This window comes from bacterium, from assembly GCA_030685015.1.
Taxonomy (GTDB): Bacteria; CAIWAD01; CAIWAD01; order CAIWAD01; family CAIWAD01; genus CAIWAD01.
On the sequence record JAUXWS010000059.1, the window covers coordinates 179,062 to 190,394 of the forward strand.

Genomic DNA, 11,333 nt, shown 5'->3' on the forward strand with positions numbered 1-11,333 from the left:
AGGCAGTGACCATGATCGGCCGAGCATCCTCCCGCCGCGCCCCGCTGCTGCTGGTGGCCGTGCTGCCGGCCCTGCTGGCGCAGGGGAATCCGGCGGCGGCCCAGCTCAAGATGGACCGCTCCAAGGAATGCGTGATCTGCCACATCTCGTGGGGCGAGGGCTATGAGAAAATGGCCCGCCTCCTGCCGCCGGTGGACCATCCCATTGTCATCGACGGCCGGGAAGCCCGCGTCTCCACCCAGGACATGTGCTGGTCCTGTCACGACGGCTACGTGGGGGATTCCCGCCGCTTTTTCCAAAAGGACGATCCGCACTTCCGACCGCCCGGCAACCCGGCGGCGGTGGCGGCCAGCGGCCTGCCGCGCGACCTGAACGGCGAGATCTATTGTGGGACCTGCCACACGCCGCACATCCACAAGATGGAGCGCGAGTTCGTCTACGTGCCCTTCCTGCGCGCTGAGGCGAACAACTCCGCCCTCTGTCTCAGGTGCCATTCCGACCGCGGCCGCCGCGGCACGGACCACCCCTTGCGCGTGCCACTGGAGGAGGGACTGCCCGCCGCGCTGGCCGGCCGCCATGTCTCGACCACCCAGGTGGAATGCATGACCTGCCACGACATGCACAGTCCGCACAAGGCCCGTCTGATGGAGGGCAACGACCGGACCCAGCTCTGCCGCAGCTGCCACGAGTCCAGCTTCGCCATCCTGCAGAGCGACCACCACCTCGCCCTCTCCCACCCGGACCTGCCCATCGGCGACTCGCGCAAGACGGCGGGCGCAGCGGACGCCTGCGCCGCCTGCCACCTCAGCCATGGCGGGCGCGGGCCAGCCATGTGGGCCTGGCCGTTGCCCGGAACGCGCAACGGCAACCAGGTCGTGCAGAACGGCGTGGACGCCCGCTGCCTCAGTTGTCACCAGGACAAGGGCGCGGCGGGGGCGATGAGCTGGGTGGGGCACGGCCATCCGCTGAACAAGCCGGTGCGCGAGCAGGATCTGGCCTTGCCTCTGCGGGCCGGTGGCATGAGCTGCACCACCTGCCACGACCCCCACGCCTGGAGCGCCCTGCCCGAGCACGCCCCCGGCCCCGGCAACGAGGAGGGAACGGCCCTCACCAGCTTCCTGCGATTGCCCGATGACGAGAACGGCCGTCTCTGCATCAATTGCCACCGCAGCCAGGCGCAGACGCTTGTCTCGGACCACAACTCCTTCAACTGGAGCGAGCCGAGCCGCGGACAGTGCACGTCCTGCCACAACACGCACGCACCCAAGGCTTTCAGCGACAACCACGCCACGCCCGGCGTCTCGGAGTTCACCAGCCTCTGCCTCTCCTGCCACGGCGGAACGGGCCGCCACGGCGCCACACCGCTGGGCCGGCACGGTCATCCCCTGGGCGTGGCCCTGACGGGGAGCAAGGAGCTGCCCGCCTTCCGCAGCGACAACCTGCGGCCCTGGAGGCCGGGCCAGGCGGAACCGGCCGACGCCCGGCTCCTGGTCGGCTGCGAGTCCTGCCACGATCCGCACCGCTGGAATCCCGCCGGTCCGCCCTCCTGGCAGGGACCCAACGCCCGGGGCGACGACGCCAGCTCCTTCCTCCACGTGATCAACACCGGAGCCCAGCTCTGCGCCGCCTGCCACCCGCATGAGACCCAGGTGCTGGGCAGCGCCCACGACCTCAGCGCCCGGCGACCGGGCGAGAGCGCCTGCCGCGCCTGCCACACCACACACCGCGCCGTCTCCGATTGGGCCATCATCGCCAGCAGCCTGAGCGACGGCGAGATGGCGCAGGTGGCTGACGCCACGCCGGCGGGCAGCTTGGAGCGCAACCCTGGGAACTGGTCACCCGGGGCCCGCCACTGCCTCTCCTGCCACCGCGGGAACGGAGCCAGCCAACGCGTTCCCGAAGCCTGGGGCCACCCCCAGAAGTACACGACCCTGGTGGGCAATGTGCGGCCGGACGGCCGCGCCATGCCTCTCTTCGATCATGAGGGCCGGACCCAAGGCGCCATCGGCCACGTTGACTGCACCAGCTGCCACAACCCGCACGTGGCCCATCCGGCGACCGGCGGCGAGCATGCGCCCGACTTCCTGCGCCAGGAGACAAGCGAAGCCATCTGCTCCGATTGCCATGGAGACAAGGCGCTGTGGAAGTACCGCTACTATCATTCGAGCGACAAACGGGTGCTGCCATGACGCGGCCGCTGGTCATGATCCTGCTGACAGCCCTGCTGGCGGCGGGCTGCGCCACCGTGCGCCACGAGGGCCCCCGCGCCCTGGTGGCCGACGGCCGCGACACGCTCTTCCTGCATGAGGGCGACCTCTTGGCCCAAGTCCGCTCGGTCGAGGGGCTGGGCCTCAAGGCGCTGCGCTGGGTGACAGGCAGCTGCGTCACGGCCTCCATCGGGCGCCCGACGGACGTGGCGGTGGACGGTGAGGGGCGGGTGCTGGTCTGCGACGGCGACCTGTCCCGCGTGGTGCGGCTCAGCCCGGAGGGCTGCTCGCCCCGTCCCTTCGAGGTGTTCAGCGCCCCTGAGTTCGCCACGCCCACCGGCGTCGAGGTCTTTCCGGCCGGCATCGCCGTGGCCGACGCCGGCCGCGCCAAGGTCTTCCTGCTGTCCAGCGGGACGGGTCGCTTGGCCGGCGAGCTGAGCACCCCGGAGGGCTGGTCGCGCCCCGGACAGATGCACTGGGACGGCAGCCGCCTGCGCGTGGTCGACGGCGGCCGCCATGTGGTGGAGAGCTTCGACGCCCAGGGCCACTGGCTGGGCACCCTGGGGCGTGAGGGCGGCGGCCCCGGCGAGTTCCTGCATCCCGTGGCCGTGGCCGTCGATCCCGATGGGCAGGTGTGGGTGCTGGACGCCCTCAACCACCGCGTCCAATCCTTCACACCGGAGGGCCGCCATCTGCTGAGCTTCGGCGTCTACGACCATGCGCCGGGCGGTTTCATGTTCCCCAAGGGCTTGGCCTTCGACGAGGACGGCAACCTCTACGTCAGCGACGCCGGCTTCAGCCGCATCCAGGTCTTCAGCCGCACGGGGGCGCTGCTCTACTGGTTCGGCGGCCCCGGCCGCGAGGGGGACCGCTTCCTCATGCCCGGCGCCCTTTGCGCCCGCGGCAATCGCATCTACATCGCCGACCAGTACAACCGGCGCATCCAGGTCTACCGCTACCTGCCCTACCTCGCCGGCGAGGGGCTGGACGTGGGGGAGGCGCGGCCATGATCACACGCCTCCTCTGCCGCATGCTGCTCGTCTGCTGCCTGGGCACGGTCGCGGGGGCCGCCTGGCAACCCGCCGCCTGGCCGCGCGTCCCCGCCTATCAGCCCAGTCGCGCCTTCACGCTGGACGGCTGGATCGACCACACCAGCACCTGGGTGAGCGACAGCAGCTACGCCGGCGCGTTCAACGAGGACCTCAGCCTGCACACGGCGCGGCTGGTCGTGGGCGCCCACGGCCGCCTGTCGCCGGCCGGCCGGGTCCGCTACCTGGTGCGGACAGGCGCCACCCTGGCGCAGAACAGCCTGCACGAGCAACGGATCTACACGCCCGAGTTGCAGACCGATCTGGGCTGGACGCCGTGGTCGCGTCTCGAGCTGGGCCTCTTCGGACGCTACGGCTGGCGGCGCCCCAACGCCTTCCTGGTGGACAGCCTGCGCCTGCGCGATCTCATCCTGGGCGCCCGTCTCGCATCCCATCCCACGGATCACACCGAGCTGTCGGTGGTGGCGGGCAACCGTCGCGTCCTCAATGAGCACGACGAATCCGACCATCGCTTCCTGCGCGCCGAACTGGAGCAGCGCCTGCCCGCCTGGAACCAGTTCATGCTGCGGGCCTGGGGCGAGAGCACCTGGTTCGGCCTGGCCGACAGCCTGGACTTCGACCTGCAACGCAGCCTGGCCGGCCTCAGCTTGGCCGGCGAAGTGCCCGGCGGCGTCCATCTGCACAGCAGCACGGCCCTGGTGCAGCGGAAGGGGGTCCGGCGGGTGCTGGGGCAGAACCGCGTGCGCTCGCAGCTGGGCTCCCATCGCCTGGCCGCCAACCTGGGGGCTGACTTCACCGAGCTGGACGAGCGCAATGTCACGCGCCACCACGCCGACGCCTCCTGGCGCTGGATGCCGCTCACGGCCGTGGGCACCGAGCTGCGCCTCTCCACCGAGCGTGTCCAGCTGGACGATGTGGACCACAGCCACCGGCGCGACGCGCTGGCCCTGGCCGTGTGGGATTGGAAGCCCCTGGCCGGCCCCGCCGCCCGGCTGGAGGAGCAGGAGGCCCATCGCAGCTGGTCGCAGCCCCTGCGCCGCGCCCTCTGGTTGAAGCGCGCCACCACGCTGCGCGGCGAGCTGGGCGGCGGCTGGGCTGAAACGCGCCAGTATGGCAAGGGCATCACGGGGCGAGGCAGCCTGGAGCTGCTCACGCCGGTGGAGCCCCTGCCCTGGCTGGGGCTCAGCTTCCGCGAGCTGGTGCGGGGTGATCTCTTCCGCATCCAGGACCTGGAGGTGGTGCCCCTTGGCGTGGACCAGCTCCAGAAGGAAGTGGACAACATCCTGGGCTTCGGCACCACCCTGCTTCCGCACGGCACCATCCAGGGCGGGCATCGCATCGAGTGGCGCCGCCACGTGGGCAGCACGCTGGTCTACAGCGGCGACACCCTGCGCAACACCCTGCACAACGAGCTGTGGATGAAGTGGCGGCGGCCCCGCCTGCAGGCCCAGGCCTCGGGCATGGTGATCCACCATCTGGTGGAGGAGGATCCGGTCGGACTGGAGCACCGCCTCTCGCTGCACCTGCGCTGGCAGCCGGTCAGGCTGGCCTCCCTCAACGTGCGCGGCGTGTGGCGGCCCGAGCATGACCCGCTGCCCGAACGCATGTGGCTGCGCTCCTTTGTCGAGTTCGAGATGAACAAGCTGACCCTGAGCACCGACCTGCGCTTCGTGGGCGATCCCGCCCACTTCGGCGATAGGGACACGGAGGCTTGGGTACATGTGGTGCGGAGGCTCTGGTGATGCGCTTGCGACGCGTGCTTCTGCTGGCCCTGCCCACTGTGGCGCTGCCGGCGCTGGTGATGCTGGCCGGGGCCGACGGCCGGGCCACCCAGCCCGTCAACCTGTCGCGCGTGCAGGCCTCGCCCCACAACCTGACGCACTGGCACGACGGCATGGCGCCCGACCCGTCCATGGAGCGCCAGCTCTGCCGCGTCTGCCATGGTCCCCGCGTCCATGAGCAGCTCATCCCGCTGTGGGACCGCACCCTGCCCCGCGGCCCCTTCGAGCTGGGCGCCCACCTGGACGACGATGAGCCGGGCTTCCCGGCCGACCCTGGCAGCCAGCTCTGCCTGGCCTGCCACGACGGCGGCATCGCCCGCGCCTTCCCCGTGGATCCCGCCGAGCACATCAGCCGCGAGACGGACCTGGGCGAGCGGGCGGAAGTGGCGCCCACCCACATGAACACGCATCTCTTCAGCTTCAATTGGAGCAACCGGGAGCTGGTGCGGCCGGACAGCCTGGCCACGGGCATGACCCTGCGCGGCGACCGCATCCGCTGCTCCACCTGCCACGATCCCCACGACAACACGCGGGGCAATTTCCTCAGGGTGGGCGCCGCCGGGGGCGAGATCTGCCTCACCTGCCACCGGTTGGAGAGCTGGTCCCACTCGGTACATGCCAATCCCGACGACCCGCTCTACGCCGAGATGCAGGACTTGTCCTGCTATCAGTGCCACTCAATCCACGCCTCGCCGCCCCAGCCGGGCCTCTTGCTGGCCGAGGAGAACAGCCTTTGCTTCCGCTGCCATGACGCCAGCGTGGACGGCCCGCGCGAGATCGCCTCACCGCAGAATCTGAAGCGGGAGTTCGACAAGCTCTTTACCCACCCCGTCAGCCTGCACACCGGTTCCGGCTTTATCCGCCCCGACGAGTCCGGCTTCGTGGGCTTCCTGGCCGGCAGCCGCGAGAACCGCGCCGTGCGCTGTTCGGACTGCCACAATCCCCATGCCGCCTCCGCCCAGTCCACCGTGCGCACCCTGCCATCCAGCATGGAGGGCGTGAGCGGCATCAGCCGCCTGGGCATGGTCAAGCCCTTCGCCGATTTCGAGTACGAGGTCTGCCTCAAGTGCCACGGCTTCACCAGCAGCACGCTGCCCGGCCAGCGCGACGTGGCCCGCGACTTCGACCTGGGCAACCGCTCCCATCACGCCGTGATGGGTCCCGGGCTCAACCCCGAGGTGCCCAGCCTCAAGCCCGGGTGGAGTCCCCTGGACCAGCTCACCTGCTCCGATTGCCACGGCAACGACGATCCGCACGGTCCGCAGGGACCGCACGGCTCGAACATCGAGCACCTGCTCAAGGCGCCTTTCAATCCGTCGCCCTATCTCAGCGGCGCCGCCGAGGAGAACGGCCTCTGCTTCAGCTGCCACCGGGAGAACTGGTTCACCAGCGGTCAGGGCTGGCGCTGGCACCGCCTGCACATCCTGCAGGGCGGCTATTCCTGCGCCGCCTGCCATGACCCCCACGGCTCGCCGGACCAGCCCGGCCTGCTGCGGCTGGACAAGCCGTGGATCGCGCCGCTGAACGGCGTGCTCAAGGTGGAGCGTTCCTCCCTCTCCCTGGGCAACTGCACGCTCAGTTGCCACGGCCACCCGCACCGGAGCGCCGCCTATTGAAATCCGCCGGCCAGGTGTGACCTTGGCCACCCCGGCCCCCGGCCGGGGCGATGAAGACCGCGAAGCGGCCAAGTTTGATAGGCTGCCAGTGGGTGGGGGAAACCATGCAACTGATCCTGGTTCGCCGGCGCATGCTGCTCCTGCAGGCGGGAGGCTTCCTCGTCCTCATCGCCGTGCTCTGGATGAATGAAGTGCTCGATCTTCCCCACCGCCTCTTCGGCGCCGCGGCCACGCCGGTCAACTGGGTGGAAGGGCTGATCGAATCGGCGCTGGTCCTGGCCTGCGCCGCCCTGGTGACGGCGCCGTCCCATCGGCTGCTGCGCTGCCTCCGCCTCCGCCTCCTTCAGGGCATTCTGCCCGTCTGCGCCAACTGCCATCGCATCCGCGACGAGCGGGGCCGTTGGGAGCGCATCGAGTCCTATGTGCGCGACCACAGCGAGGCCGAGTTCAGCCACGGCATCTGTCCGGATTGCATGCGGGTCCTCTATCCGGAGATCCCTGCCTCGCCGCAGGGGCCGGACCCGGCCTCGCCCACCATCGGCCCGGGAGGTTGCTGATGCGCTGGATCGCCCTGCTCCTCGTCCTGGTGTCCGGATGTTGGGCCGATCTTCCGGCCCGTCCCGGCGACTCCCCGCCCGCTCCCCCCGATTCCCTCCAACTGCTGGTGCTGACCGACGGCTCGCGGCTGGTGGGCCGGGTGGAGCAGGAGACGGCGGAGCGGCTCTGGTTCCGCACCAGCGCCGGCGTGCTGGTGGAAGTGGAGACGGGACAGGTCAGCCGCCTGGAGCCCCTTGCCTCGGACCAACCGCACGCGGAGCTTGGCCCGACCGGCGGCACGCGCCTCTTCTTCGCCCCCACCGGCCGCTCTCTGCGGCGGGGCGAGAGCACCCTGGGTGTCTATGAGGTGCTGCTGCCTTTCGCGCAGTATGGCCTCACCGACTGGTTCGCCCTGGGTGGCGGCACGCCGCTCATCTTTGGCAGCGGCATCGAGCACCCTGTCTGGCTCACGCCGCGCTTCCAGCTGGTGCGTCGAGCGGACCTGGGCGTGGCCGTGGGCGTCATGCACCTGCTCCTGATGGGGAAGAGCGACGCCGGCATTGTCTACGCCGTGGGCACAAGGGACTGGCAGGGTCGGGCCCTCACCCTGGGCTTCGGCTATCCCTATGGCGTGGAGGGGGACCGGGGCCTCGCCCTGGCCGGTGGCGAGTGGCCCCTCTCGCCGCGCCTGACGCTGATCACGGAGAACTACGGCACCTTGGATGGAGGCCTGGCCAGCCTGGGCCTGCGCTTTCGCAGCGGGGCCCTGTCCGCCGATCTGGGCATGGCCGCGCCCATCTCCAGCAGCGACTTCTTCGCCTTCCCCCTGGTCAACTTCGTTTGGAGCACCGGCCGCCGGGGCGGCACATGACAGGTGTGCAAGGACGCACGGAGGATGGACGGCCGGCCTGGCTGCTGTCGGTACGACGCCGGGAATGGGTGGTGGTGGACGAGGAAACGCAGGCCCGCCTCATCAAGGAGCGGCACCGCTTCTGGCAAAAGGGCCTCTACCTGCTGATCATCCTGCTGGTGCTCAATCCGCTGGTCGACTACCTGTTCTCGTTGCGCACGACCCCCTGGCTGGCGCTGTTGCTGGCGCACCTCCATCTGCTGCAGGAGAACCGCGCCTGGACCCGCCTGCTGCAGGGCGCGGGGCGGCTCCAACAGGGCGGCGTCGTGCCGGTGGCCCGGCCCCGTGAAGCCTTCTGGCAGCTTCTCTCCTTCGTGCCCCTGCTGCTCGCCCTGCCCGTCGTCTTCCTGGACTGGAGCCCGGGCGGGATGGGACCCCGCCCCTTCCTGCTTCTCATGCTCCTTTTCTGGGTCCTGATCGCCCTGGAGATCCACCAGGTACGCGGCGTGCGCGCTTTGGACGACGAAGAAGACGGCAGAGGAAACGCCCCGCCTCAAACTTGAAGGAATACGACGTGACCAAGCGGCAGTCGATCAGCGGCGAGGCCGATGGTCGACATTTGAACGGCATCCATGCCGCTCACAGAGGCGATCAAGGCCGGTTACGGCGACCAGGACAACGAAGGCGGCGCCGACAAGAGCGCCTCCGACCTTCGTCTTCTCCTGACCTGGAAATTGTTGGAGTCACCACTCCGGCCAAGTCCGACAGGCTGCGAGGTCAGCCCAACCCTGAAGGTGTGGAGCCGGTCCCGGACCGGCTCCGCTTTTGTATACTCGGCGGCGACAGGCGGATGCGACCGGGATCCACGTCCGGGACATGCCTCAGCAAGGGAAAGGGCCATGTATCACGTCAAGGGTTATGCGCCGGATGGACGCCACGCCTGGCTGCTCTCCCTGCGGCGCGGCGAGTGGGTGGCGGTGGATGAAAGCCAGCACCGGCTGCTCAAACGCTATGAGCGGAGAGACAGGATCATCCGACCACTTCTCACGCCTCTGGTGATCGGACTCATATATTTCCCCTTGGTGTACTGGACGGCCCTTGGGGCGCACCATCTTCTCGTGTTTGGCTTGGCCTTCGGTCTGGCGCAGACGGTTCATGAGGCTCTGTGGTGGCGCCGGCTGCGCGCCGCCGGGGAGCGGATCCAGGGCGGCGTGCGCTTCCTGACGCCTCTTGGCCATGGTCCCGGCTGGCGCAACCACCTGAAGGCCTGGTGGCCGCTGGCGCTGATGTTGTTTTTCGTCACCGTGGTGTGTCTTGTCGGCTGGACATCGGATGAAGGTCGCCTGTTTCCCCTGGCCATGACGGTGCTGTTCTTCGCCATTGCGGTCCAAATGATCCTATCACGACAATGGATGTGGCGCCTGCTGGCCGAGCGGCCGCAGGCGGACACCTGACCGCTCCTGCGCGGTCCCCGGCTGGGAGCATGGCCCATGGAATGGGTGACAGGAAAGGCCTTCGACGGGCGCCATGCCTGGCTGCTCTCGGCGCGGCGGGGGGAGTGGGTGCTGGTGGACTCCCTCACGCACTACAAGACCAAATGGAGCCTGCGCCGGCAGGGGTGGCTGCTGGTCCTGGCCGGCCTCATGCTCTATCTCGGAGTCTCGCTTGGCGCACTTTACTTCCTGGAAACTGACGGCATGGCGGTGGCCGCGCTTTTCGTGTGGCTGGGCCCTTTCGTTCCTGTCTGGTGGACGAGGCGGTGGCGCCGGCGCCTGGTCGCATCGGGTGAGCGCCACCGGGGCGCTGTATCGTGGCAACCCTCGATTCCCCAGGCCGGGAAGTGGATTGAGGCCCTGCTGCTGGTATTGATGGGTCTTTGCCTCTTCTTCTTTTTCGCCAGCCTGGGCCGTGCCCGGCCTGCCATCATCCTCCTGACGGCAGGTGTGACCCTGAACATGCTGGTCGTGGGCGTCTCGATGATCCTGCAGCGGCGCTGGTTGAAGCGTCTGGCCGAGGTCTCTCCTCCGCCCTTCGATCCGGCGGGGTCGGCCGGTGGCTCCGTTCAGGCCGCGGACCCCCATGCCCGCTGAACGCGGGTTGCCCTCGCATCCAACCCGCCTCTTCACGCTGCTCGGTGCGGCCAGTTTGACGGTGATGGCGGGCGCCACCATCGCCCCCGCCCTTGGCCTCATGCATGGGCGGTTCGCCGCCGCCGACCCCACCTACGTCAAGCTGGTGCTCACCCTGCCAGGCCTGTTCACGGCCACGGCCGCGCCGCTCGCCGGCTGGCTGGCGGACCGCCACGGTCGACGTCCGGTGCTGCTGGCCGGGCTGCTGCTCTACACCCTGGCCGGCACGCAGGGCCTGTGGGCGGGGTCGCTGCCCGCGCTGCTGGCGGGGCGGGCCCTGCTGGGGGTGGCGGTGGGCCTCATCATGACCTGTTCCACCACCCTGGTCCTCGAGTACTGGCAGGGGGAGGAGCAGCGCCGGGTGTTGGGCTGGCAGAACGCCTTCATGTCCTTCGGCGGCGTCGCCTTCCAGATTATGGGCGGCATTCTGGCCGAGGCCCTGGGCTGGCGCGGCCCCTTCTGGGTCTACGCCCTGCCCCTGCCATTGGCGGCCCTGGCCTGGTGGCAGCTGCCCGAGCCGGCCCGGCACCAGCAACGCGGACCCGCCCCGGACCAGGCCACCCGGCGCCGCCTGCGCGGTTTCCTCGCCCTGCTGGGCGCCCTCGCCTTCATCCACATGGTGGTCTTCTACTACACGCCCGTGCAGACGCCCTTCCTCCTGCTCGGCATGGGCATCCAGGCGCCCACGGCCGTTGCCGTGGCGGTTTCCGTGGCCACCCTCTGCGCCGGTCTCGCCTCGCTGCAGTACGCACGGCTGCGTCGCCGCCTGCGAATCGGGCCCTCATTCGCCCTCGCGTTCGGCTTGGTGGGCGCCGGTTATGGCCTCGTCTCTGTGGACGCCAGCTACACCCTCATTGTGGTTGGCCTTTCCATCGCTTCCGTGGGCTTCGGGCTGGCGCGCCCCAACTTCACCGCCTGGCTGAACCAGCATGTGGACGCCCGGGGGCGGGCGCGGGCAGTGGCGGTCATGTCCAGCTCCATCTTCCTGGGCCAGTTCTGCACGCCTTTTCTTTCGGCCCCGCTCATTGGGGCGGTGGGATTGCCGGGCGCTTTCCTGGCCAGCGGCCTGCTGCTGGCGGGGTTGGGGGCATGGTTGTGGTGGCGGGAGGGGTGAAGGGGGTGCCACCGCGCGGACAGTCTGTGGACTGTCCGCAGACTGTCCCT

Annotated in this window: 10 protein-coding genes; all 10 read left to right on the plus strand. The window is 69.6% G+C overall.

Translation table 11 applies throughout. The features are described from left to right. Positions 1-11 precede the first annotated feature (11 nt). Positions 12-2,189 carry a cytochrome c3 family protein gene (locus Q8O14_08615; GenBank protein ID MDP2360801.1) on the plus strand — a complete coding sequence of 726 codons (2,178 nt, stop codon included), beginning with the start codon at positions 12-14 and terminating at the stop codon, positions 2,187-2,189. After that, a complete protein-coding gene (locus Q8O14_08620; GenBank protein ID MDP2360802.1) occupies positions 2,186-3,217 on the plus strand; it encodes a hypothetical protein in 1,032 nt (343 codons plus the stop codon). Before Q8O14_08615 ends, Q8O14_08620 begins: the two co-directional genes overlap by 4 nt. After that, on the plus strand, positions 3,214-4,998 hold the full coding sequence (locus Q8O14_08625; GenBank protein ID MDP2360803.1) for a hypothetical protein: 1,785 nt from the start codon (positions 3,214-3,216) through the stop codon (positions 4,996-4,998). Before Q8O14_08620 ends, Q8O14_08625 begins: the two co-directional genes overlap by 4 nt. Continuing rightward, a complete protein-coding gene (locus Q8O14_08630) occupies positions 4,998-6,653 on the plus strand; it encodes a cytochrome c3 family protein (GenBank protein ID MDP2360804.1) in 1,656 nt (551 codons plus the stop codon). Before Q8O14_08625 ends, Q8O14_08630 begins: the two co-directional genes overlap by 1 nt. A gap of 104 nt (positions 6,654-6,757) precedes the next feature. Then, positions 6,758-7,210 (plus strand): hypothetical protein, encoded by a 453-nt coding sequence (locus tag Q8O14_08635; protein MDP2360805.1) that lies wholly within the window; start codon positions 6,758-6,760, stop codon positions 7,208-7,210. Then, positions 7,210-8,061, plus strand: a complete 852-nt coding sequence (locus Q8O14_08640) for a hypothetical protein (GenBank protein MDP2360806.1) — start codon at positions 7,210-7,212, stop codon at positions 8,059-8,061. Before Q8O14_08635 ends, Q8O14_08640 begins: the two co-directional genes overlap by 1 nt. After that, positions 8,058-8,603 (plus strand): hypothetical protein, encoded by a 546-nt coding sequence (locus tag Q8O14_08645; GenBank protein MDP2360807.1) that lies wholly within the window; start codon positions 8,058-8,060, stop codon positions 8,601-8,603. The genes Q8O14_08640 and Q8O14_08645 overlap by 4 nt, the downstream gene beginning before the upstream one ends. A gap of 336 nt (positions 8,604-8,939) precedes the next feature. Continuing rightward, complete coding sequence (locus tag Q8O14_08650) at positions 8,940-9,494, plus strand: hypothetical protein (protein MDP2360808.1); 555 nt, start codon at positions 8,940-8,942, stop codon at positions 9,492-9,494. 36 nt (positions 9,495-9,530) lie between these two features. Continuing rightward, a complete protein-coding gene (locus Q8O14_08655) occupies positions 9,531-10,130 on the plus strand; it encodes a hypothetical protein (GenBank protein ID MDP2360809.1) in 600 nt (199 codons plus the stop codon). Then, positions 10,120-11,283: an MFS transporter gene (locus tag Q8O14_08660; protein ID MDP2360810.1), complete on the plus strand. Its 1,164-nt coding sequence runs from the start codon at positions 10,120-10,122 to the stop codon at positions 11,281-11,283. The genes Q8O14_08655 and Q8O14_08660 overlap by 11 nt, the downstream gene beginning before the upstream one ends. Positions 11,284-11,333 lie beyond the last annotated feature (50 nt).

Excerpts from the sequence above, each read along its gene's own strand:
- Q8O14_08630 (MDP2360804.1), top strand. The coding sequence starts at position 4,998 with ATGCGCTTGCGACGCGTGCTTCTGCTGGCCCTGCCCACTGTGGCGCTG.
- Q8O14_08660 (MDP2360810.1), top strand. The coding sequence starts at position 10,120 with ATGCCCGCTGAACGCGGGTTGCCCTCGCATCCAACCCGCCTCTTCACG.
- Q8O14_08650 (MDP2360808.1), top strand. The coding sequence starts at position 8,940 with ATGTATCACGTCAAGGGTTATGCGCCGGATGGACGCCACGCCTGGCTG.
- Q8O14_08640 (MDP2360806.1), top strand. The coding sequence starts at position 7,210 with ATGCGCTGGATCGCCCTGCTCCTCGTCCTGGTGTCCGGATGTTGGGCC.
- Q8O14_08655 (MDP2360809.1), top strand. The coding sequence starts at position 9,531 with ATGGAATGGGTGACAGGAAAGGCCTTCGACGGGCGCCATGCCTGGCTG.
- Q8O14_08620 (MDP2360802.1), top strand. The coding sequence starts at position 2,186 with ATGACGCGGCCGCTGGTCATGATCCTGCTGACAGCCCTGCTGGCGGCG.
- Q8O14_08625 (MDP2360803.1), top strand. The coding sequence starts at position 3,214 with ATGATCACACGCCTCCTCTGCCGCATGCTGCTCGTCTGCTGCCTGGGC.
- Q8O14_08635 (MDP2360805.1), top strand. The coding sequence starts at position 6,758 with ATGCAACTGATCCTGGTTCGCCGGCGCATGCTGCTCCTGCAGGCGGGA.
- Q8O14_08645 (MDP2360807.1), top strand. The coding sequence starts at position 8,058 with ATGACAGGTGTGCAAGGACGCACGGAGGATGGACGGCCGGCCTGGCTG.
- Q8O14_08615 (MDP2360801.1), top strand. The coding sequence starts at position 12 with ATGATCGGCCGAGCATCCTCCCGCCGCGCCCCGCTGCTGCTGGTGGCC.